The 22,894-nt window shown below is 60.7% G+C and carries 18 protein-coding genes; 8 read left to right on the top strand and 10 right to left on the bottom strand.

Going from position 1 to position 22,894, the window contains the following annotated elements:
* Positions 1–11: 11 nt before the first annotated feature.
* On the top strand, positions 12–209 hold the full coding sequence (locus JKA62_RS16645; RefSeq protein ID WP_003228401.1) for a YbdD/YjiX family protein: 198 nt from the start codon (positions 12–14) through the stop codon (positions 207–209).
* Between the two features lie 88 nt (positions 210–297).
* Positions 298–1,269 carry a GTPase gene (gene yjiA / locus JKA62_RS16640; RefSeq protein ID WP_201818702.1) on the top strand — a complete coding sequence of 324 codons (972 nt, stop codon included), beginning with the start codon at positions 298–300 and terminating at the stop codon, positions 1,267–1,269.
* 13 nt (positions 1,270–1,282) lie between these two features.
* On the opposite strand, the gene JKA62_RS16635 is transcribed toward yjiA, so the two are convergent.
* The 5 genes from JKA62_RS16635 to JKA62_RS16615 form a co-directional block, all read right to left on the bottom strand.
* On the bottom strand, positions 1,283–1,978 hold the full coding sequence (locus JKA62_RS16635) for a GntR family transcriptional regulator (protein ID WP_201818700.1): 696 nt from the start codon (positions 1,976–1,978) through the stop codon (positions 1,283–1,285).
* Positions 1,979–2,002: 24 nt separating this feature from the next.
* On the bottom strand, positions 2,003–2,707 hold the full coding sequence (locus JKA62_RS16630) for a FadR/GntR family transcriptional regulator (protein ID WP_201818698.1): 705 nt from the start codon (positions 2,705–2,707) through the stop codon (positions 2,003–2,005).
* Positions 2,708–2,756: 49 nt separating this feature from the next.
* Positions 2,757–4,070: a C4-dicarboxylate transporter DctA gene (locus tag JKA62_RS16625; protein WP_011336023.1), complete on the bottom strand. Its 1,314-nt coding sequence runs from the start codon at positions 4,068–4,070 to the stop codon at positions 2,757–2,759.
* A 275-nt stretch (positions 4,071–4,345) separates the two neighbouring features.
* On the bottom strand, positions 4,346–5,599 hold the full coding sequence (gene glyA, locus JKA62_RS16620; protein ID WP_007950978.1) for a serine hydroxymethyltransferase: 1,254 nt from the start codon (positions 5,597–5,599) through the stop codon (positions 4,346–4,348).
* Positions 5,600–5,837: 238 nt separating this feature from the next.
* Entirely contained in the window at positions 5,838–9,686 is a 3,849-nt protein-coding gene (locus tag JKA62_RS16615) for a sensor domain-containing protein (protein WP_201818696.1), read from the bottom strand.
* 276 nt (positions 9,687–9,962) lie between these two features.
* Between JKA62_RS16615 and ettA the strand changes: the two genes are divergently transcribed.
* Together ettA and gdhA are read left to right on the top strand one after the other, a co-directional pair.
* Positions 9,963–11,627, top strand: coding sequence for an energy-dependent translational throttle protein EttA (gene ettA / locus JKA62_RS16610; RefSeq protein WP_011336021.1), 1,665 nt, complete (start codon positions 9,963–9,965; stop codon positions 11,625–11,627).
* A 193-nt stretch (positions 11,628–11,820) separates the two neighbouring features.
* A complete protein-coding gene (gene gdhA / locus JKA62_RS16605) occupies positions 11,821–13,158 on the top strand; it encodes an NADP-specific glutamate dehydrogenase (RefSeq protein WP_201818694.1) in 1,338 nt (445 codons plus the stop codon).
* A gap of 10 nt (positions 13,159–13,168) precedes the next feature.
* On the opposite strand, the gene JKA62_RS16600 is transcribed toward gdhA, so the two are convergent.
* From JKA62_RS16600 to JKA62_RS16585, 4 genes are all read right to left on the bottom strand, one after another.
* On the bottom strand, positions 13,169–13,663 hold the full coding sequence (locus JKA62_RS16600) for a GreA/GreB family elongation factor (RefSeq protein ID WP_201818692.1): 495 nt from the start codon (positions 13,661–13,663) through the stop codon (positions 13,169–13,171).
* Positions 13,664–13,733: 70 nt separating this feature from the next.
* Complete coding sequence (locus JKA62_RS16595; protein WP_011336018.1) at positions 13,734–14,090, bottom strand: hypothetical protein; 357 nt, start codon at positions 14,088–14,090, stop codon at positions 13,734–13,736.
* An 84-nt stretch (positions 14,091–14,174) separates the two neighbouring features.
* A complete protein-coding gene (locus tag JKA62_RS16590; RefSeq protein ID WP_201818690.1) occupies positions 14,175–16,028 on the bottom strand; it encodes an Lnb N-terminal periplasmic domain-containing protein in 1,854 nt (617 codons plus the stop codon).
* Positions 16,029–16,120: 92 nt separating this feature from the next.
* Positions 16,121–16,609, bottom strand: coding sequence for a DUF3015 domain-containing protein (locus tag JKA62_RS16585; protein ID WP_007950971.1), 489 nt, complete (start codon positions 16,607–16,609; stop codon positions 16,121–16,123).
* A 301-nt stretch (positions 16,610–16,910) separates the two neighbouring features.
* Here JKA62_RS16585 and JKA62_RS16580 point away from each other — a divergent pair, with 301 nt between their 5' ends.
* Positions 16,911–19,349 (top strand): Lon protease family protein, encoded by a 2,439-nt coding sequence (locus JKA62_RS16580; protein ID WP_201818688.1) that lies wholly within the window; start codon positions 16,911–16,913, stop codon positions 19,347–19,349.
* 242 nt (positions 19,350–19,591) lie between these two features.
* Entirely contained in the window at positions 19,592–19,921 is a 330-nt protein-coding gene (locus tag JKA62_RS16575; RefSeq protein ID WP_007950969.1) for a PA4575 family protein, read from the top strand.
* Positions 19,922–19,942: 21 nt separating this feature from the next.
* Here the strand turns inward: JKA62_RS16575 and JKA62_RS16570 are convergent, their stop codons facing one another.
* On the bottom strand, positions 19,943–21,772 hold the full coding sequence (locus JKA62_RS16570; RefSeq protein WP_011336015.1) for a hypothetical protein: 1,830 nt from the start codon (positions 21,770–21,772) through the stop codon (positions 19,943–19,945).
* A 162-nt stretch (positions 21,773–21,934) separates the two neighbouring features.
* Here JKA62_RS16570 and JKA62_RS16565 point away from each other — a divergent pair, with 162 nt between their 5' ends.
* Positions 21,935–22,423 carry a TIGR00645 family protein gene (locus tag JKA62_RS16565; RefSeq protein ID WP_007950967.1) on the top strand — a complete coding sequence of 163 codons (489 nt, stop codon included), beginning with the start codon at positions 21,935–21,937 and terminating at the stop codon, positions 22,421–22,423.
* A 135-nt stretch (positions 22,424–22,558) separates the two neighbouring features.
* A complete protein-coding gene (locus tag JKA62_RS16560; RefSeq protein WP_011336014.1) occupies positions 22,559–22,864 on the top strand; it encodes a DUF6482 family protein in 306 nt (101 codons plus the stop codon).
* Positions 22,865–22,894: the final 30 nt, after the last annotated feature.

Genomic DNA, 22,894 nt, shown 5'->3' with positions numbered 1-22,894 from the left:
AGGATTGCAGCATGTTCAATGACCTCAGTCGCCTCGGTAAATACCTCGGTCAGGCCGCGCGCCTGATGGTCGGCATGCCCGACTACGACACCTACGTCGAGCATATGCAGACCAAACACCCGGACAAACCGGTGATGAGCTACGAGATGTTCTTTCGCGAACGTCAGGAAGCCCGTTACGGTGGCAAGGGTGGGCCGAAGTGCTGCTGAATCGCTGATCGCGGTTCACCAGAGATAGGTGGGAGCAGGTCTTTCGGCCTGCTCCCATTTTTATTTGTGCAATTGAAGGAGATCGAGTTTGTCTTCTCCCATCCCGGTCACGGTGCTCAGCGGTTTCCTCGGCGCCGGCAAGACCACCTTGCTGCGTCATTTATTGAAAGCCGAGCACGGCCTGAAAATCGCCGTGATCGAAAACGAATTCAGCGACGCCGGCATCGACAGCCAATTGCTGGGCGATGAGCCGGTGCAAGTCATGACCCTGGCCAACGGCTGCGTCTGTTGCACCATCCACACCGACCTGACCAAGGCCTTGTACCTGCTGCTCGAACGGCTGGACAGCGGCGAAATCGCCTTCGATCGGCTGGTCATCGAATGCACTGGTCTGGCCGACCCGGCCCCGGTAGCACAGACCTTTTTCATCGACGAAGAACTGCGCGAGCGCTATTTGCTCGACGGCATCATCACCCTTGTGGATGCGGCCCATGCCGAACTGCACCTGACCCAGACCATCGCCCAGGCGCAGATCGGTTTTGCCGACCGCCTGCTGGTGAGCAAGACCGATCTGGTGGACGAGGCCGCGTTCACCGCGCTCAGCGAGCGACTGACCCGCATCAACCGCCGGGCACCGATTCGCGTGGTCGAACACGGCAACATCGATCTGGCCGAATTGCTTGATGTGCGCGGTTTCAACCTGAATGCCGATCTTGGCGGCGGGGTGAGCTTGCGGCCCGTGAGCAAGGCGCCGTCCATCGACCGGATTTCCAGTCTGGTGCTGCGTACCGACCAGCCGCTGGATATCGATCAGCTCAGCGAATTCATGAATGAATTGCTGGAAGAGCACGGCAAGCAATTGCTGCGGTACAAGGGCGTGTTGAACATTGCAGGCGAAGAACGGCGCCTGGTATTCCAAGGCGTACTGAAACTCTACGGCTTCGACTGGGACACCGAGTGGGCGGAAGGCGAGGCGCGGGAAAGCGTGATCGTGTTTATCGCTGACGATTTGCCGGAAGAGAAAATCCGGGCGGGGTTTGCCAGGGTGGCGGCGAACTGAGTCCGCCGCGCTCTCAGTGCGTGGAGCCGCTGAGAATCGTCTGCTCCAGGTGATCCAGATGACGGTTCATCAGCGACGCCGCCTCGACGGAGTCATCACGCTCGATCGCCTCGACGATCCGGGCGTGATCCTGCCAGCCGCAACAGCTGTGCGTGGTTTCTGTGCATCGCGCAATCGCCAGTGAGGTCAACGGCACCAACGTGCCGAGAAAATGCGCCAAAGGTGCATTCTGCGCCATTTTCGCTACCTGCAAATGAAACTCCCCGGACAGGCGAATTGCCGCCCCGCGCCGATCTTGATCCACAGCTTGACGCTCCCGTTCGATCAGTGCTCGCAGGCGCTTCAAATCTTCAGCCTGCGCATGCTGACAAGCCAGCCGCACCAGCGTGTTCTCGGCCAGACGCCGGGCGTGCAGGGCCTGACGTGTCTGCTCGGCGTCCGGCGCGGCCACTCGTGGTCGATGGTTGGCCCGCAGCACGATGATCTGTTCGTGGGACAGCTGGGTCAGCACCCGACGCACATCGGCGCGGCTGACGCCGAACATCTGCTTGAGACTTTCTTCGGTGAAACGGCTGGCAGCATCGATGCGCTGTTCGAGGATTGCGTCGAACAGGCGCGGATACAGATCCTCCACCGGCGCGTGCAGGCGGGAGAAGGGCAGGGCCGTCGGGGTCGGGCGAGGATGCGACGGCGTGGCAAGACTGTTCATGGCCGGTCTCCAGTGTGAGGCGTGTCAGTGGCTCAGGTTGTCATCCGGGATATTCAGCTCGATGCCCATCCGCTGGCCTTCACGCAGGATGTGCCGGCGCATTTCGGCGCTGGCCTGGGCGCTGTTCTTGCTGCGGATCGCGCGTACTACGGCTTCGTTTTCCTCAAGGCGTTCGGCCAGGTGCTCCGGTGAATTGCGCAGCACTTCGGCGCTTTGCTTGAGGGCATTGCTGGTCTGTTGCACCACGCTCTGGAAAATCGGGTTCGAGGTCAGGGTGAACAGTTCTTCGTGGAAGGCGATGTAGGCACCGACGCCGGCCTCGCTGTCACCCGCTTCGAGGGCTTCGCGCATGTCCATCAGGGTCAGGCGCAGTTGCCCGACTTCCTTGCTGCTGATCGACTGCGCCACCAGACCAACGATGAACGGTTCAAGGGTGTAGCGCAGTTGCAGCACGTCTTCGAGGCTGGCGCCGGCCACGGCGCTGTCGTGGCTTTGGCTGTCACTGGCCTGGGCGTCGAGGACCACCACGCCTTTGCCGGGCATCGAGCGCACCAGGCCAAGGGTCTCCAGCACGATCACCGCTTCACGCAGGCTCGGGCGGCTGATGCCCAGTTGTTCGGCCAGTTCACGCTGGCCCGGCAGCATTTCGCCGGAGCGCCACTGACCCCGGGCCAGCGCGGCCCGGAGTTTTTCCACCACTGAGTTGACGACGGTTGATGTAGTAATCACGTGTTCGCTCCATGAGCCGTGCCTGCATTGGCGCAGGCACGGCGCTCATTCAGAATTCTTTGGCCGCCGCTTGAGCGACCGTTTTTCTCGGCTGAAAGTTATAGCCCTGCTCGCCGTTGAGCACCTTGTTCGCCCGCTGCACGTCGATGTCCTTTTCCCAACGGGCGATGGCCACGGTGGCGACGCAGTTGCCGATCAGGTTGGTCAGCGCCCGGCCGATGCCCATGAACCAGTCCACCGCCAGTACCAGCACCAGACCGACCACCGGGATCGCCGGGATCGCCGTCAGCGTGGCCGCGAGAATCACCAGCGCCGAACCGGGAATGCCGTGGGCACCTTTGGAGGTAATCAGCGATACCAGCAAAATCGTCAGCAGATCGGTCATGGCCAGCGGTGTACCGGTGGCGTTGGCGATGAACACGATGGCCAGGGTCAGGTAGATCGAAAAACCGTCGAGGTTGAACGAGTAACCGGTGGGAATCACCAGCCCGACAGTCGAGCTGCCGATGCCCAGATGTTCAAGCTTGCGCATGATCTGCGGCAGCACGGCGTCGGAGGACGCTGTGCCCATGACGATCAGCAACTCTTCACGCAGGTACTTGAGCAACGGCCACATTCGCAGGCCGGAAAGACGCATTACCAGACCGAGAATCAGCGCGACGAAAGCGATGCAGGTCAGGTAGAACAAACCGACCAGGCTGCCCAGGTGTTGCAGCGAATCCAGGCCATATTTGCTGGTGGTGAAGGCGATGGCGCCGAACACGCCGATCGGAGCCAGACGCACGATCATGCCCATGATCCGGAAGATCACATGGCTCAGTTCGTTGATCAGCCGCGAGATCCCGGAAGCCGCTTCGCCCACCAGATTCAACGCGCTGCCGAACAGCACCGAGAACAACAGCACTTGCAGGATGTTGTTGTCGGCAAAGGCGCCGAGTACCGAAGTCGGGATCAGGTCCATCAGGAACTGGGTGGTGGTGTGCATGTGCTGGCCGCGTTCGGCGATGTCGCCCATGTCGGCGGCGGACAGCTGCTCCAGATGGATATTGGCGCCGCTGCCGATCCCGGTGGTGAAGGCAAACACCAGACCGATCACCAGGGCGATGGTGGTCAGTACTTCGAAGTAGATAACCGACTTGAGGCCGATGCGCCCGACCTTCTTCAAGTCGCCGGCGCCACTGATGCCGCTGACCACCACGCAGAACACGATCAGGCCGATGAGCATCTTGATCAGTTTGATGAAACCGTCGCCGAGCGGTTTGAGCTGGGCCGAGTATTCGGGAAGGGTCAGTCCGCAGACGATGCCGAGCATCAGTCCGAGAACCACTTGGAGGAAGATTGAACGCGAGCACCATCTGAGCATGGGAGGAATCCTGGTCGGTGTCCTGGCTGCCGTGCGCGGGGCGCATCAGATTCAGGACTTAATTATTGTGGTCTTACCGGTATGTCCAGTGCGTGTGCAGTCTAGGCGCTGTTTTTTAGGGATCGCAAGTGAAAAATGACGAATTGGCATGACCGGTCTGACCAGTTGAGCGCGAGGCCCCGACCTTGAGCCATTTAGCGATCGAAACTTTCTTGCGGGCGAAAAAAACCGGCCATCACTGGCCGGTTTTTCATGTTACGGGTTTAACGTCGCAATCAAGCGCCGTATACCGGCAGTTTCTTGCAGATGGCTTTGACTTTCTCACGAACGGCGTCGATCACCGCTTCGTTGTTCAGGTCAGCCAGGATGTCGCAGATCCAGCCCGCCAGCTCTTTGCACTCCGCCTCTTTGAAGCCGCGAGTGGTCACTGCCGGAGTACCGAAGCGCAGGCCGGAGGTGACGAACGGGGAGCGTGGGTCGTTTGGCACGGAGTTCTTGTTCACAGTGATGAACGCTTTGCCCAGAGCGGCGTCGGCGTCTTTACCGGAGATTTCCTGCTTGATCAGCGACAGCAGGAACAGGTGGTTTTCAGTACCGCCGGAAACCACGTCGAAACCGCGCTCGATGAACACGCCGGCCATGGCCTGGGCGTTTTTCACCACTTGTTGCTGGTAAGCCTTGAACTCAGGCTGCAGTGCTTCCTTGAAGCAGATCGCTTTGGCGGCGATCACGTGCTCCAGCGGGCCACCTTGGGCGCCCGGGAATACGGCGGAGTTCAGCTTCTTCTCGATGTCGGCGTTGGCCTTGGCCAGGATCAGGCCACCACGTGGACCGCGCAGGGTCTTGTGGGTGGTGGTGGTCACGACGTCAGCGAACGGAACCGGGTTCGGGTAGACGCCAGCGGCGACCAGACCAGCCACGTGAGCCATGTCGACGAACAGGTAGGCGCCAACCTTGTCGGCGATGGCGCGGAAGCGCGGGAAGTCGAGGATCTGCGAGTAGGCAGAGAAACCGGCCACGATCATTTTCGGCTTGTGCTCGACCGCCAGGCGCTCGACTTCGTCGTAGTCGATCAGGCCGTTGGCATCGATGCCGTACTGGATGGCGTTGTACAGCTTGCCGGAGGAGGAAACGCTGGCGCCGTGGGTCAGGTGACCGCCGTGAGCCAGGCTCATGCCCAGGATGGTGTCACCGGCCGACAGCAGGGCCAGGTAGACAGCGGCGTTGGCTTGGGAGCCAGCGTGCGGCTGAACGTTGGCGTAGTCGGCGCCGAACAGTTCCTTGGCGCGGTCGATGGCCAGTTGCTCGACAACGTCGACGTACTCGCAACCACCGTAGTAGCGCTTGCCCGGGTAGCCTTCGGCGTACTTGTTGGTCAGTACCGAGCCTTGAGCTTCCATCACCGCTGGGCTGGTGTAGTTCTCCGAAGCGATCAGCTCGATGTGTTCTTCCTGGCGCTGGGCTTCTTGCTCCATGGCGGCAAAAAGATCGGCGTCGTACTTGGCAATAGTCAAATCACGGCTGAACATGGCGGTCCTCAAGGATCGGGGGCAGAAAAGGGGGGCATTCTACCCCAACAGGTTTTGGATGGCATATGAAACGACATCATGTCGCAGACAAGTGGCGTTCATGACCAGATATGTGGCGTCCGTGCCGGCCTTCGCTGACCAGCCGGTTCGCACAATAACCGAGGCCGGCCCGCGATTTTGTGATCAACATCAATCCCTGTGGGAGTGAGCTTGCCCGCGAAGATTGCGCCGCCGATCTTCAGTCGAACATGAACAGCGCATCATTGCTGAACTGCGCCTCGAACCGGCCCGCCGGCATCGGCCGCCCGAACAGATAACCCTGAACCTCGTCGCAGCCATGCTCGCGCAGGAAGTCCAGTTGTTCATGGGTTTCCACACCCTCGGCAATCACCGCCAGATTCAGGCTGTGGGCCATGGCGATGATCGCCCGGGCAATCTGCGCGTCCTGCTCGCCGGACGGCAGGCCGTCGACGAAGGTGCGGTCGATCTTCAGCACGTCGATCGGGAATTGCTTGAGGTAGTTCAGCGATGAGTAACCGGTGCCGAAGTCGTCGACTGCGATGCTCAGGCCGAGGTTCTTCAAACCGGCAAGGATCTGCATCGCTTCGCTGACTTCGCGCATCAGGATACTTTCGGTCAGTTCCAGCTCCAGGCACGCCGGCGGCAGGCCGGTCTCCTTGAGGATGGTGGCGATCCGCGTGCCGAGCTGGCCGTCGGAGAACTGCCGGGCGGAAATGTTCACCGAGACCTTCGGCACGCGCACGCGGCTCTGGTGCCACGTTTTGAGCTGGCGACAGGCTTCGCTGATGACCCAGTCGCCGACGTCCACCACCAGCCCGAGTTCTTCGAGCACCGGAATGAAGTCCCCCGGCGGCACCAGTCCGCGGCGGGGATGACGCCAGCGCAGCAGGGCTTCTGCGCCGGTCAGGCGTTTGCCGTCGCCGCTGAACTGCGGCTGGTAATACAGCACGAATTCGTTCTGCTCCAGGGCGTGGCGCAGATCGCTTTCCAGTTCCAGGCGCTCCAGCGCACTGGCGTTCATGTCGGCCTGATAGAACTGGAAGTTGTTCTTGCCGCGCTCCTTGGCGTGGTACATCGCGGTGTCGGCGTTCTTCATCAACTGGCTGAGTTCGTTGCCGTCCTGCGGGCTCAGGGCGATACCGATGCTGGCGGTGACGAAGAATTCGCGACCCTCCAGCACGAACGGCCGCACCAGACTGCCAAGGATCTGTTCGGCCACGTGGATCGCCCGGTTCAGCGCCATCTCGCGGCTGGAGCGGTGTTGCAGCAGCAGGGTGAATTCGTCGCCGCCCATCCGCGCCACGGTGTCGTCATCGTCGACGCAGGCCAGCAACCGCGTGGCCATGTCCTTGAGCATGCGGTCACCGGCGGCGTGACCGAGGGAGTCGTTGATCGGTTTGAAACGGTCGAGGTCGAGGAACATCAGCACCACCCACGACTTCTGCCGCTCGGCCGATTGCAGCGCGGTGTGCAGACGATCCTGGAACAGCGTGCGGTTCGGCAGGTGGGTCAGGGCGTCGTAGTAGGCGAGGCGGTGGATCCGCTGCTCGCTGGCCTTGCGCTCGCTGATGTCGCTGAAGAAGCACACGTAACTGGCCAGATCGCCCTCGTCATCGAGCACCGCAGTGATGCCGACCCACGCCGGGTAATGCTCGCCATTGCGGCGCTTGAGCCAGACTTCGCCTTCCCAGGTGCTGTGCTGATGCAACTGCTTGAGCACGTAGCGCAGGTGCGCGTCCTGCTGTTCGTCGACGGTCAGCATGTTCGGCAACTGGTCGAGCACTTCGCTGACCGCGTAGCCGCTGACCCGGCTGAACGCCTCGTTGGCCTGGACGATGTAACCGGCCGGGTCGGTGATCAGGATCGCCGAGGTCGAGTGCTCGAAAACCGTGGCCGCCATGCGCAGGTCTTTCTCGGCGCGGCGCTGCTGGCTGATGTCGCGGCCGACCCCGAGCACGCCTTCGAAGGCGCCATGTTCGTCCCACACCAGCACCAGACGCAGTTCGATCGGGATCTTGCGACCGTCGGCGCGCAGGCAGTCGAACAGGAACATCTGGGTCTGCACCTGGCTTCGCAAAGTCACCAGTTGCTCGGGTTTGCCCAGCGCTTTGCTGACCCGATCCATCAGGTGATAGATGCCGCTCAGTTGCTGTGGGTTGGCGATGGTCGATTGCCAGCCGTTCTGGAAAATCCATTCGGCGTCATAACCCAGCACCGCTTGCACCGACGGGCTGACGTAGTTCAGCGACAGCTGGCTGTCGGTGGAGAAAATCACGTCGCTGATGCTTTCGGCGAGCATCCGGTAGCGTTGTTCGCTGTCGCGCAGGGATTCGCTGGCTTCGATCTGCTCGGTGATGTCCTTGGCCACGCCGATGATCCGCGTCACCTGATCGTGCTTGTCCCGGGCCAGCGCCTGTTCACGAATGTCGAAGCGCCGCCATTTGCCGTCGCGATGACGGAAGCGCAGCTGGCATTGCAACAACTGGCTGTAACCGGCGTGACGCTGCATCTGCCGCGAGCGGTGGTAATAGTCGGCGTCTTCCGGGTGCAGAAGGATTTCCCAGAAATACTCGCCCATCTGATGCAGTTCGGTGCGGTTGTAACCGAGGGTCTGGCCGAGGTGGTGGTTGCTGAAGATCATCCGCTGGCTGATCACGTCCTGCACGTACAGGTGATCCGGCACGGTGCGCACCACGTCCGACCAGAAACCTTCGCGCTCCAGCAGCGACAGTTCGATCAGTTTGCGGCTGGTGATGTCGTTGATGCTCAGGATCACGGCCTTGTAGTCGTGCTGCTCCTGCGGCAGGCGCAGCACCAGCCACAGATGCTGGTCGCGGCCATTGATGTCCGGGAGCTTGATTTCCAGTTCCAGCTGCTTTTGCTGCTGGAGCACGGCGTCGAGTACCTGATTGCCGATGGCGCACTGACTTTGCGGCTGGCCGTCGATCAGCAGTTGCCAGGCGTGGTCGCAGGAATTGACGTTGAGCAGTTGCAGCGCGACCTGGTTGACCTCGGTCACCCGCAGTTCGTGGAGCAATTGCTGGCGCTGCGCCGGCTGGTCGAGCCAGGCCTTGAGCTGGTCGCTGGTCTGGATCTGGGCCTTTTCGAAAACCTGCTTGAGCCCCGAAAGATCCAGCACGCACAACGCCACGCCGGTGCCTTCGAAAATATCCTGATAACGCCGACGCCCTTCATGCACCTGACGCTGACGGCGACGCATGTTGAGCAACGCGATAAACGGCAGCAGCGAGAGCGCCAGGCCCAACAGGCATTTGCCGATGAACGCCGGCAGCAGTTGTTCGAGCACATGCTGACGGTCGAACAGGCCACGCAGTTGCCAGTCGCTGCTGCTCAGCGGCACGGTCAGCACGCTGTTGGCCAGATCGTCCGGGGTCAGGACGCTGGTGCTGCCGATGGGCATCGCTTCGTCGCGGCTGATGATCTGATGGTTGATGCGATTCTCCACCAGCCACAGAGGACGGATCCCGGTTTCGCCCTGTTTAGTCAGTGCTTTAAAGAAGGTGGGTGTCAGCCGCAGTGCCCAGTAACCGCGAGTGCTGCCACTGGCCTGATGCAACAGCAGATGCACCACCGAGCCGTCGTCGTCATTGCTGAAGTAATGCGCCTGAGCGCGGCTGCGGCGTACCAGATCGCTGAGGTAATCGGCGTCTTGGCTGTCAGTCGCGCTGTCGCTGAGGATTTTTCCGGAGGGGCTGAGCAGGGCCAGGCTGCGCAGGTCGGGCAGCGACTTCTGAAGTTTGCGCAGCAGCGCCTGCTGTTCGTCGGCCGACTGCGGTTGTTCGACGATCGGTAGCAGGTTGAGGGCGATCTGCGCGTTCAACGCCATGTTCAGGCTGACCTGTGCGGCGAGGTCAGCGGTGTAGTCGATGGTGTACTGGCGCTGGTTTTTCTGGGTTTCGCGCAGTTGATCGAGCAGTTGCCAGAACAGCAGCGCGAGCAGCAACAGCACCAATGTCGCCAGCGCGCCTTTCAATGTTCCGCGCAGGGACGAGCCGGGCGCCGGTTGGGTGCTGCTCACAGAGGCTGGCGGAGTGACGTTGGACAAGCTGTAATCCTGCGGTCTGGCTGGACTGGCGCGACGTGCACTATAAGCCGGACGCCCAAGAGGCGGCTAGCATGCCTTGAGTTGTGGCGAAGTGCCAGCCCCGCTCGGCTGGACTGCCTTCCGTCATTCAGGTAGCTTTGCCGGTTACGCGGGAGCGTTCCAGCTCCTAGACTTTCCGCGCGCACGCATTGATATCTTCCAGTGAACGACGCGCACGGTCTGGCCGGGCATTGCCTGTGTCCCAATCATTCATCAGTCACTGACCCAAGGTTCTCCATGGCTCAATACGTCTTCACCATGCATCGGCTGGGCAAAGTTGTTCCGCCGAAGCGGGAAATCCTGAAAAACATTTCGCTGTCTTTCTTCCCCGGCGCCAAGATCGGCGTACTCGGCCTCAACGGTTCGGGTAAATCCACCCTGCTGAAAATCATGGCCGGCGTCGACACCGAGTTCGAAGGCGAAGCGCGCCCGATGCCGGACCTGAACATCGGTTACCTGCCGCAAGAGCCACAGCTGGATCCGACCAAGACCGTGCGCGAAGTGGTCGAGGAAGCGGTCAGCGTGATCAAGGATGCGCAAGCGCGTCTGGATGAGGTCTACGCCGCTTACGCCGACCCGGACGCCGACTTCGACAAGCTGGCCGCCGAACAGGCCAAGCTCGAAGCGATCCTGCAGGCCAGCGACGGTCACAACCTGGAGCGCCAGCTGGAAGTTGCCGCCGATGCGCTGCGTCTGCCGGCCTGGGACGCCAGGGTCGAACACCTGTCCGGTGGTGAAAAGCGTCGTGTGGCCCTGTGCCGTCTGCTGCTGTCCGCCCCGGACATGCTGCTGCTCGACGAACCGACCAACCACCTGGACGCCGACTCCGTTGCCTGGCTCGAACACTTCCTGCACGACTTCCCGGGCACTGTGGTAGCGATCACGCACGACCGTTACTTCCTGGACAACGTTGCCGGCTGGATTCTGGAACTCGACCGCGGCGCGGGCATTCCTTACGAGGGCAACTACTCGGGTTGGCTGGAAGCCAAGTCCGATCGTCTGGCCCAGGAATCCAAGCAGCAATCGGCTCACGAAAAAGCCATGAAGGAAGAGCTGGAGTGGGTGCGCAAAGGCGCCAAGGCCCGCCAGTCGAAATCCAAGGCTCGTCTGCAACGCTTCGAAGAAATGCAGTCGCAGGAATTCCAGAAGCGTTCGGAAACCAACGAGATCTACATCCCGGCCGGTCCACGCCTGGGCGACAAGGTCATCGAATTCAAGAACGTCACCAAGGGCTACGGCGATCGCGTCCTGATCGACAACCTGTCGTTCTCCATGCCGAAGGGCGCCATCGTCGGCGTGATCGGCGGTAACGGTGCCGGTAAGTCGACCCTGTTCCGCATGCTGATGGGCAAGGAAACCCCGGATTCCGGGAGCATCGAGATCGGCGAAACCGTGCAACTGGCCTGCGTTGACCAGAGCCGCGAAGACCTGGACGGCAGCAAGACCGTGTTCCAGCAGATCTCCGATGGTTCCGACCAGATCCGCATCGGCAACTACGAGATCCCGTCGCGTACCTACGTCGGTCGCTTCAACTTCAAGGGCGGCGATCAGCAGAAGTTCGTCAAGGACCTGTCCGGTGGTGAGCGCGGTCGTCTGCACCTGGCGCTGACCCTGAAGGAGGGCGGCAACGTCCTGCTGCTCGACGAACCGTCCAACGACCTCGACGTTGAAACCCTGCGTTCCCTGGAAGAAGCCCTGCTGGACTTCCCGGGCGCCGCCATTGTGATCTCTCACGATCGGTGGTTCCTTGACCGCGTCGCGACTCACATCCTGGCGTACGAAGACGACTCGCAAGCAGTGTTCTTCGAGGGCAACTACACCGAGTACGAAGCCGATCGCAAAAAGCGCCTCGGCGAAGCAGCGGCCCAGCCACACCGGGTACGCCACAAGAAACTGGCCTGATTACGGGTTGGTTGCATGAAAAAGCGGAGCCTTCGGGCTCCGCTTTTTTTTGCCTGCAATGCAGACTGTTTTATAGCGTGTGTACTATTTGTTTTCATAAATGCGACATTTTTGTCTGTTGCTGTGTACATATCGTTTGTTACAGTCCGGCTCAATCTCCTCCAACGACAACAAATCTGCCGAGACTTTTCCCATGATCGAATCCGTCGAATCCTTCCTCGCCCGTCTGAAAAAACGCGATCCGGATCAACCCGAATTCCACCAGGCCGTCGAAGAAGTCCTGCGCAGCCTGTGGCCGTTTCTCGAAGCCAATCCGCACTATCTGACCTCGGGGATTCTGGAGCGTATCTGTGAGCCGGAGCGGGCGGTGGTGTTCCGGGTGTCGTGGGTCGACGATCAGGGCAAGGTCCAGGTCAATCGCGGTTTCCGCATCCAGATGAACAGCGCCATCGGCCCTTACAAGGGCGGTTTGCGTTTCCATCCTTCGGTGAATCTGGGCGTGTTGAAATTCCTCGCCTTCGAGCAGACCTTCAAGAATTCCCTGACCTCGCTGCCCATGGGCGGAGGCAAGGGTGGCTCGGACTTCGATCCGAAGGGCAAGAGCGACGCCGAAGTCATGCGTTTTTGCCAGGCATTCATGAGCGAGCTGTACCGCCACATCGGTGCCGACGTGGACGTCCCGGCCGGTGATATCGGTGTCGGCGCGCGGGAGATCGGGTTCCTGTTCGGCCAGTACAAACGCCTGAGCAACCAGTTCACCAGCGTGCTGACCGGCAAGGGCATGACCTACGGCGGCAGCCTGATCCGCCCGGAGGCCACCGGTTTCGGTTGCGTGTACTTCGCCGAGGAAATGCTCAAGCGCCGCGAGCAGACCGTCGAAGGCAAACGCGTGGCGATCTCCGGTTCCGGCAACGTCGCGCAGTACGCAGCCCGCAAGGTGATGGATCTGGGCGGCAAGGTGATTTCCCTCTCCGACTCCGAAGGCACGCTGTATTGCGAGGCGGGCCTGAGCGAAGAACAGTGGCTGGCGCTGCTGGAACTGAAGAACGTCAAGCGCGGACGGATCAGCGAATTGGCTTCCGCCTTCGGCCTGGAGTTCCGCGCCGGTCAATTGCCATGGTCGTTGCCGTGCGACATCGTGCTGCCATGCGCAACCCAGAACGAACTCGACGCCGAAAGCGCCCGCACCTTGCTGCGCAACGGCTGCGTCTGCGTGGCCGAAGGCGCGAACATGCCGACCACCCTTGAGGCTGTGGATATCTTTATCGAGGCCGGGATTCTGTTCGCGCCGGGCAAGGCCTCGAATGCCGGCGGCGTGGCGGTCAGCGGGCTGGAGATGTCGCAGAACGCCATGCGCCTGCTGTGGACGGGCGGCGAGGTGGACAGCAAGTTGCACGGGATCATGCAGTCGATCCACCACGCCTGTGTGCACTACGGCGAGGAAAACGGCCGGATCAACTACGTCAAAGGCGCGAACATCGCCGGCTTCGTCAAAGTCGCCGACGCGATGCTCGCCCAAGGCGTGGTTTAAGCAACGGGGCTCAAGAGCGCTCGATGCGGATCACTTCAATCAGCTGATCACCGGCCGGGCGCTGCCACAGCACTTCATCGTTGAGCCGCGCGCCAAGCAGCGCACGGCCCAGCGGTGAGGCCCAGTTGATCAGGCCGTTGGCGGCATCGGCCTGGTCTTCACCGACCAGTTGCACCCGGCGCTCGGTGCCGTGTTCGTCGGCGTAGGTCACCCAACTGCCGATCTGCACCTTGTCGTTCGACGTCGGGGCCGGTGCGACCTGAGCGCTGGCGACCCGTTGATTGAAATAACGCAAATCCCGTTCGAGATCGGCCAGTCGTTGTTTGTCGGCCTGTTCGCCCTTGGCGGATTGTTCGGCGTGCAGGCTTTGCAGTTCGGCGAGTTTCGCCTGCAACTGGGCAAGTCCTTGCGGCGTGACGTAGTTGGGCTGGGTGCTGACCTGCCGTTCGACCGGCTGATCGGCTTGCGCAGCGGCGTTGTCTTCGTTGACGAAAGCGCGACTCATGGTGGGCTCCTGTTATAGCCGTTGGGCCATGGTCGCAGGCAAAAGGTTTCGCTGGATGTCTGGAAGCGACCTACTGCGAACGATAAGCCCGCGCTGCGCCCTGATCCTTCTCCTGCTGCCAGGCGCGTTCGCGTTCGTCCCAGTGTTCGTTGCGATACTGTTCGCGGTCCTTGTTTTCCAGCATCGCCTGACACTGCCGGAAGCCGTCGCTCCAGCCTTCGGCGTATTGCTTGTCCTTGAGATAACGCGGCACGTTCTTGCGAAACTCGCCGCTGATCGAGCCGGCGGCCTGGCGACCGCTGATGCAACCGTCATCGAAACCGTCAGCGAACGCCGGTGGATAACCCTTGGCAATCAGATCTTCGTGGGTGCTCTGACAGCCACCCAGCAACAGCAACACGCCCGCAAAAAACACACACCGCCACATCACACTCTCCCGGGCCGTCAAACGGCTGATAAGGAAAGTCTAGAAGCGGATTCGTCGATGGGTCGTGAAAGAAAGATCAAAACCTCAGTAGTGATACCACTTCACTTCCAGCATCACTTCGGTCTCCGGCGTGGCCAGATGGCTGAACTCACGCTGGGCGCTCAGGCGCAGGCCGAGGTTGCGCGACAATTCCCACTGTTGGTTCAGACTCAGGCTGCGGCGCACTTCACCGTTGAAGAAGTAATCGCCTTTGGCCTCCAGGCTAAGATTGCCCAACGGGTTTTTCCACAGCACGCCGGTATTGAAACCGCCTGCGGGGGAAACGAACTCGGCGAAATCATTGTTGTGTTCAACGCGCACCGTGCCGAGGGCGAACCCCAGCACATCGTCACCCAACGCCCAGGTGCCGCCACCGCCACCGTTGACGTGGCTGACCAACGTCTCGTCGTCATGCTTGCCCGGCACCCGTTCAAGACCACCGGTGACTTGCCACGACAACGGCTGCAACAGCGCGTTGCGCGGCGTCAGCGAGCGGATGGTCGCCAGATCCAGTTGCTGGAATTGCCAGTGATTACCTTCGTACTGGCGCAGCTTCATCTGCAGGATTTCGATCTGCGCGCCGAGGGGGAAACTCTCGGCGTTGTCGTTGAGGTCGTGATAGGCCATGCGCAAGCCGTACTCACCGAAAGCACGGTCACCGCGAGTGCCGAGACCGGCCTGCCAGGTGCGCGATTCATGGCCGTCTTCGGGCAGGCCTGGTTGTGGAATTTGCAGCTCTGGCGCCGGGTTCTTGTTGATCGCTCGTAGCAGTTCGAAGCTGCGCTGGGCTCGCTGTGGATCACGTTCCTGGCCGTTGGCGCGGTAGCGCTCCAGCCGATACGCGGCGTCGATGATCAGCGCTTGCCGGTCCCGGGGCAGGGCCTTGAAGGCCGGGTCCTGCAATTGCTGTTGATCGGTGCTGACTTTCAGCACCCAGTCCTGTTCTTCGCCGCTCAGCGGCTCGGCGCGGCTGAGCAGTTCGCGCTCGCGGGACGGGCGATATTCAATGTGCTCGACCAGCCCGGCTTCTTTCACCGCTTTGACGGTGTCGGTGGGGATCGCCGTCAGCGGGAATTGCTCGGTCAGGCGCAGGCTCGGGCGCGCCACCTGCAACAGTTCAAGCAGGCGATAGGAGCAGTTTTCATCGAAGAAGAAGTAATCGAACTGGATCTGCTTCAACTCCCACACATGCTCGACCATTCGCGCGGTTTCGGCTTGCGTCAGATTGAGCCGGTACTCCCACAGGTCGCGGTTTTCCAGGCTGCGGTATTCCGAGAGTTTTTCCTGGTAGGGCACCAGCGCGAACAATCCCGGATAACCGCCCATCAGGCCTTTCCAGGCGTACAGGATGCTGTTGTCCGAGCCTTCGATGTAGGCGCCGAAGTTGATCGCGTAACTGAGCAACGAAGTCTTGTCGCTTTGCACGTCGGCCTGGTCGATGCGCAGCAGGGTATGGCCGAACATCGACGACGGGCTGTTGAGATAGGCCGCCGGGAAAATCATCACTGCGCTGTGGGGCGAGACGTCCTTGAACCATTTCTTGAATTCGGCGCAGTCCGGCGTCGGCAGGTCGGTCAGGTTGAGTTGATCTTTCAGCCAGCGGGTGCGTGCCGGGTAGACGCACTGGGCGTGTTGCTCACCGAGACTGGCGGGGGCGTACAGCGCTTGCACGGTAGCGGCCAGCTCATGGTCGGGGTGTTCGTTGCCGTCGGGGGCGAGGAAGAATTTTTTGTCGCTGACGTAGCTGCGCCAGCCACCGAGCTTGGCGGTTTCGTAATGACCGAGGGAAATCCAGAAGCGGTCGTTGGCCAGTTGCTGCAAACGTTGAGGGTCGATGTGGGGCGCGGCGGACAGCGGGGCGCAGACACACAGCGCCAGCCAGGCAAGGCGTTTGAGCATAAATGGCAACTTAAGTCGAAAGAAACAAAGACCCAAGGAGGGCGGGCCGAAAAAATAAAACCCGCTTCCCGAAGGAAGCGGGTGGGTCGAGCTTAAGCCTGAGTCGCGTACTTGGCCAGACGTGGGTCTGCCTTCAGAACGGCCAGGGTGTTGGTATGCACGTCTTCAGCGGTCACGTCAGCCTTGCTGAAGATCTGCTGGAAGTGCTCGTGAGTGACAGCAGCGAAGTGCGCACGGTCTTCCGGCGCCACGCCCAGTACCACGGCATAGGTCGTCAGCGCTTCGCCGTTGCCTTTTGCCATGTCTTCGGACAGCTCGTTCATCATGCCATTCATGGCAAACCAGGATTTGCCGCCATAGGTCAGCGAAGCGTTGGTGGAGCAACCGTTGGTGCCGGACGTCATGCCGAACGTGGCGTTACCGGAAGTGCCGTTAGTGGTGGATGCCAGGAAGTGAGCCGGGGTGCCACGCTGACCTTCGAACAGCATGTTGCCCCAACCGCAATCCGGGCCGCCTGGAGCTTGCGCCATTGCGTTGATGGATACAGCGGTGAAGAGAGTACCGAGAAGAATCCGTTTCATAGCTTTGTTCTCTTTATGTGCATACCAATGGACAGGGTTCTGGCCCCCCAAGCTCTGTACGAAACAGATCCAAACGAAGCCAGTGGGCCGGTATTAGTTCCAGCCGCGCAGTTTGGAGTTTAGGCACGTTCCCGGGGTTCCGTGATTTTTTAAGAAAGATTTGGCGATACCCCCGGTTTCACGGGGGCTGCGTCAAGGTCGGCCGGTTGTCTATGCTTTGTCGTGTGGCGCGCCTTGCCAGTGGGGCTCGGGCAGCGCCAGAATGCCGCTATCTGCCCCGCCTGATTGTTAAGGAAGCCCGATGCCTGATCCTGTTGCTGCCAGCTTGCGTCTAGCGCCCGAAGCGCTGACCCGTCCGTTTTCCGCTGAACAGTTCAGCTTCACTACCACCAATGATCTGGAGCCCTTTCGCGGTGTGCTCGGCCAGGAACGTGCGGTCGAAGCCTTGCAGTTCGGTGTGGCCATGCCACGCCCCGGTTACAACGTGTTCGTCATGGGCGAGCCCGGCACCGGCCGGTTCTCGTTCGTCAAACGCTACCTTAAGGCCGAAGGCAAACGCCTGCAGACCCCGGCGGACTGGGTCTACGTCAACAATTTCGATGAGCCGCGCGAGCCCCGTGCCCTGGAACTGCCATCGGGCACTGCCGGTGCTTTTATCGGCGACATCAACGGCCTGATCGACAACCTGCTGGCGACCTTTCCTGCGGTGTTCGAACACCCGTCCTACCAGCAGAAAAAGAGCGCCATCGACCGCGCCTTCAACCAGCGCTATGACAAGGCACTGGATGTCATCGAACGTCTGGCTTTGGAAAAAGACGTCGCCCTGTACCGTGACAGCAGTAACATCGCCTTCACCCCGATGCTCGAAGGCAAGGCGCTGGACGAAGCCGAGTTCGCCCAATTGCCGGAAGCCGAGCGCGAACGTTTTCACGACGACATCTCCGGCCTCGAAGAACGCCTGAACGAAGAACTCGCCAGCCTGCCGCAATGGAAGCGCGAGTCGAGCAACCAGTTGCGTCAGCTCAACGAAGAAACCATCACCCTGGCGTTGCAGCCCTTGCTCGCACCGCTGTCGGAAAAGTACGCGGAAAACGCGGCCGTCTGCGGCTATCTGCAAGCGATGCAGGTCTATCTGCTGAAAACCGTGGTCGAGCAACTGGTCGATGACAGCAAGACCGACGCCGTCGCGCGCAAGCTGCTGGAAGAGCAATACGCCCCCAGCCTGGTGGTCGGCCATCCGGCCAGCGGCGGTGCGCCGGTGGTGTTCGAGCCGCATCCGACCTACGAAAACCTGTTCGGCCGTATCGAGTACACCACCGATCAAGGCGCGCTCTACACCACCTATCGCCAGCTGCGTCCGGGTGCGTTGCACCGTGCAAACGGTGGTTTCCTGATCCTTGAAGCAGAAAAAATGCTCGGCGAGCCGTTCGTGTGGGATGCGCTCAAGCGCGCCCTGCAATCGCGCAAGCTGAAGATGGAGTCGCCGCTGGGCGAGATGGGCCGTTTCGCCACCATGACGCTCAACCCGCAGCACATTCCGCTGCAGGTCAAAGTGATCATCATCGGTGCCCGTCAGCTGTATTACACGCTGCAGGACCTCGATCCGGACTTCCAGGAGATGTTCCGCGTTCTGGTGGACTTCGACGAAGACATCCCGATGGTCGACGAAAGCCTGGAGCAGTTCGCCCAGTTGCTGAAAACCCGCACTTCGGAAGAGGGCATGGCGCCGCTGACCGCCGACGCGGTGGCGCGCCTGGCGACTTACAGTGCGCGTCTGGCCGAACACCAGGGGCGTTTGTCGGCGCGGATCGGCGATCTGTTTCAGTTGGTCAGCGAGGCGGATTTCATCCGGCATCTGGCCAACGATGAAATGACCGACGCCGGCCACATCGAGCGTGCGCTCAAGGCCAAGGCCACTCGCACCGGTCGGGTGTCGGCGCGGATTCTCGACGACATGCTGGCGGGGATCATCCTGATCGATACCGATGGGGCGGCGGTCGGCAAGTGCAACGGGCTGACGGTGCTCGAAGTCGGTGACTCGGCGTTCGGTGTGCCGGCGCGGATTTCCGCCACGGTGTACCCGGGCGGCAGCGGCATCGTCGACATCGAACGTGAGGTCAACCTCGGCCAGCCGATCCACTCCAAGGGCGTGATGATTCTTACCGGGTATCTGGGCAGCCGTTACGCCCAGGAATTCCCGCTGGCGATTTCCGCGAGCATCGCGCTGGAGCAATCCTACGGCTACGTCGATGGCGACAGTGCGTCGCTGGGCGAGGCGTGCACGCTGATTTCGGCGTTGTCGAAAACCCCGCTCAAGCAATGCTTCGCGATCACCGGCTCGATCAACCAGTTCGGTGAAGTGCAGGCGGTGGGCGGGGTCAACGAGAAGATCGAAGGCTTCTTCCGTCTCTGCGAAGCGCGCGGGCTGACGGGCGAGCAGGGCGCGATCATTCCGCAGGCCAACGTCGCCACCTTGATGCTCGATGAGAAGGTGCTGGCAGCGGTGCGTGCCGGGCAGTTCCACGTTTACGCGGTGCGTCAGGCCGACGAAGCGTTGAGCCTGCTGGTGGGCGAGCCGGCCGGTGAGCCGAACGAACAGGGCGAATTTCCGGAAGGCAGCGTCAACGCGCGGGTGGTGGAGCGTCTGCGGGTGATTGCCGAGATGATCAGCGAAGAGGATCTGAAGGAGGCCGAGAAGGAACTGGCGCAGGAGGCGCTGGCGGAGGCCAAACCGGCCTGAGTCAGCGGCAGTCAAAAAAACGGGAGTCTTGGCTCCCGTTTTTGTTTTGTCGCGAACGTCGGCAAAAGTGCCATCACTCTGGCGTCAATATTCACACAATGACCATTCGGCGCCTTCTGGTTCTGGGCGGCTTGCGCGGCGGACTTTTCTTCTATTCTCTGCTCAAGGACATCGACAGTATCACTGGATCGAAACAGCTCTTCAGCAAGGGCTGAACACCGGCTTTACCGAGGGTCGCCGCCATGTCGCGCAACCTCTGCCTCACCCGTCAATGCCTGGGTCTCGTGACCCGTATCGAATGCGCCATCAAGCCGTTGGCCGGCGATAACGGCATGTGGACATTGCTCTTCGCCGCCGGCATGGCTGGTGAACAACCTTCCGCCATCAAAGCCCAGGGCCCGTTTCACGGGCCGATCGCCGCCGAGTCGATTCTCGACACCATCGTTGAAAGCCTGACGATGCACGGCTATGAGCTGGCCAATGATCCACAGATCTGGTCGTTGCATCTGCAGGCGCAGTTGCGGCAGATCAACGGTGGGCGCGGACGCAGTATCGGCACTTTCGATCACTAGAGTGCCGATCATCAGCGCCGATCAGGGTGCAGCGCCCTGGGTCTGCGCCTTGTCGAGTTTGACCTCAAAGCCGTATTGCACGGTGGCGAGGTCGGTTCGCTGGTAGGTTTCCACGTGCGTCGGACGGCCATAGAAATAATGCACGCCGAATAACGCCGGCCCTTCCGCGCTCGCGTCGTGGCTGACCGACAGAATCTGCTTCAGGTAATGACCGCTGTCGTCCTTGACGAAGAAGCGCCATTCGTTGGCCGGGTATCGCTTCAAATCCACCACCAACGCGTTGTTCCTGATTTCCAGACCTTTGGGCAGGGCCTTGGCTTCATAAGCCTGTTTGTCCACCGTGGCCAGGAACAACGGCATCGAGCCGACGGCAATCGCCGGGGTTTCCGGGAACAGGTTCAGGTCGTAGGTGATGGTCGCCTGTAGTGGATCGACCTGGTATGCCTCGGGCGGCAGCTCGATGGGCTCGTCGAGTTTGCCGTTGTGCTTTTCAGTGAAGAACGTCACCGGGCTTTCGCCGGGGCTGAAGTCGTCGCCGAGCATTTCATCATTGAAGGTTTTGCGGTGGTCGAATTCGATGCGCGCGGCGCTTGGTTCTTCAACCGACTGGCGGATATGAACGCCGCTTTTCAGCTGTTCTTCAGTCAGGGACGCGCCTTTGAGCCATTCGGGAGCCTGATCGTCGTAGACAGTGATCGGCAGGTCGAGCGGCTGCACGGCTTTTTCCGTGGTATGCGGATCGAATTCGCGCACCGGCAGGTCCAGCGCCTTGCGGGTGACGGTCGCCTCGGAAAAATCCAGCAGGCTGACTTCGAGGGTGTCGATCGGGCCGTTGAAGTACACCTTGTTGTAGTGGTGCGGATGCTGTTGCTCAAAGGCCTGTTGTTCATCGTCCAGCTTTTTTTCCAGCGCCTCGCTCCAGGCTTTTTGCTGCTGCAGGTACGCCAACTGCTTTTGATAGAACGCCACCTGCTCGGGGTTTTCGTTGATGGCGCCGGCACGCACCAGATATTGGCCCGTCGAGTCGCGGGCCTGAACGATCAACGGATTGAGCCGGGTGTTGGCGACTTCCGGGGCGAGCGGCAGCTGGTTGCTGAACTCGAGTTCGGCGTAGTGCGTGTCCAGTTTCAGCAGGGTCACGCTGAGGTTGCCGTCGGAGCGGGTCTGGCCGACGTCCTTTTTGTCCAGGTTGAAACTGTGCAGGCGTTTCGGGGCGATGACTTCCACCTGGCCTTGCAGGCTGACCGGGCGCGGCAGGTTCTTCTTGTCGACATTCAGCCCTTCGATGAACGGGTAGGTGACGGTCAGGTCATCGGGGTTGGTGACGTTGGAGCTGGACGGACTCAACTGAATGCCCGGATCGGTCTCCGACCATTCCGGCTGATAGGCGATGATCCGTTTGTTGCTCAGGGTCACCGAATGCCATTCCACGCCATGGGGGAACAGAAAACCGCCGGGGATGTTGAGCACGAAGGGGAACACCGGCTGCAGGTCGGTGAGGTAATCGGAACTGGAGTCCTTGTGCAGCACGAACAGGCCATTGATGAACGTGTCGACCAGCGCCTGGGGTGTTGGGTAATGCCTGAGCACGCCGAGAGCGTCCTCGCCGTATTCGGTGCGGGGCGGTTTGTTGTCGAGCTTCTGTTGTGCGCGTTCAAGCAACAGCAGCGAACCGCCGAGTTCGGTCACGGCGTCCTTGAGTTTCGGGTCGGTGATGGCGTCCAGCGATTGCTCGAACCGCGCAGTCTTTTCTTCGAGGCTGACGGCGGGTTTTTCATCGCCGGGCGAACACCCGCCAAGCAATATGGCGAGACAAATTCCGGCAGTCGTTATCGGCAATCGCACATCCATTTCCAGTCGTCCTGTCCACTGTCGCTGGGCTGTCAATGGTTTGGACACTAGCAGAAAAACTTTGACACACACACGCAGGTGGCGGATTTCCGGGCGGTTTCTGGCTGTCATGGGCGGCTGGTATACTCGCCGCCGATTTCAACCCTTCTTGTGTGAGAGTCAATGGAACGCTTTATCGAAAATGCAATGTACGCCACGCGCTGGCTGCTGGCGCCGATCTACATCGGGCTGTCCCTGGGGCTGCTGGCGCTGGCATTGAAATTCTTCCAGGAAGTGTTTCATGTCATTCCCAATGTCTTCTCCATGGCCGAGTCCGAGCTGATTCTGGTGCTGCTGTCGCTGATCGACATGGCGCTGGTCGGTGGCTTGCTGGTGATGGTGATGATTTCCGGCTACGAGAACTTCGTGTCCGAGCTGAACATCGATGAAGGCAAGGAAAAGCTCAGCTGGCTGGGCACCATGGACTCCTCGTCACTGAAGATGAAAGTGGCGGCGTCGATCGTGGCGATCTCCTCGATCCACCTGCTGCGGATCTTCATGGATGCCAAGAATGTCGATCCCGAACACCTGATGTGGTACGTGATCATTCACATGACCTTCGTGATTTCGGCGTTCGCCATGGGTTATCTGGACAAGCTCACCAAGCACTGATGCGCTGTCGTTGGCTGTAACAAAACCGCCCGTCTGTTGCGAAACAGACGGGCGGTGTCGTTTGTGGCTTGTACTTTGTTCGGCCGAGGCATATCCCTGTAGGTCTCAAGGCTTGCCACCGCGTGAGGTGCGTTCATGAACCTGCAAGAACTGAATGCGTTTGCCGTCGCCAGAAAGGTCGACGAACTGAACCTGATCTCCATGGAAGGCGGAATCTATCTGCTTGAAGCCCGGATGCATGGTGCGGCGTACCCGCTGAGCGATGCGCAGGGAAAAATGCTGACACTGCGTTCGGTCGAGCATGCCCGGGATGTGCTGCATAACTTTCCGATGCTGCCGTTCAACCTGGTGCACACCTCGGTGCACGATGAAATGTGCGGTCTTGGCGCCAGTGCCGAAGAAAGCCTGAAGGTGCCGCTGGCCTGGCGGTCCGCACTGTAGGCCCAGGGGCCTGATCATTGCCGGAACATC

It is taken from the genome of Pseudomonas sp. B7, assembly GCF_016735645.1.
In the GTDB taxonomy this organism is placed as follows: Bacteria; Pseudomonadota; Gammaproteobacteria; order Pseudomonadales; family Pseudomonadaceae; genus Aquipseudomonas; species Aquipseudomonas glycinae.
The sequence above is the reverse complement of the archived record's forward strand: the minus strand, read 5'-3'. Positions and strand labels throughout refer to the sequence as shown.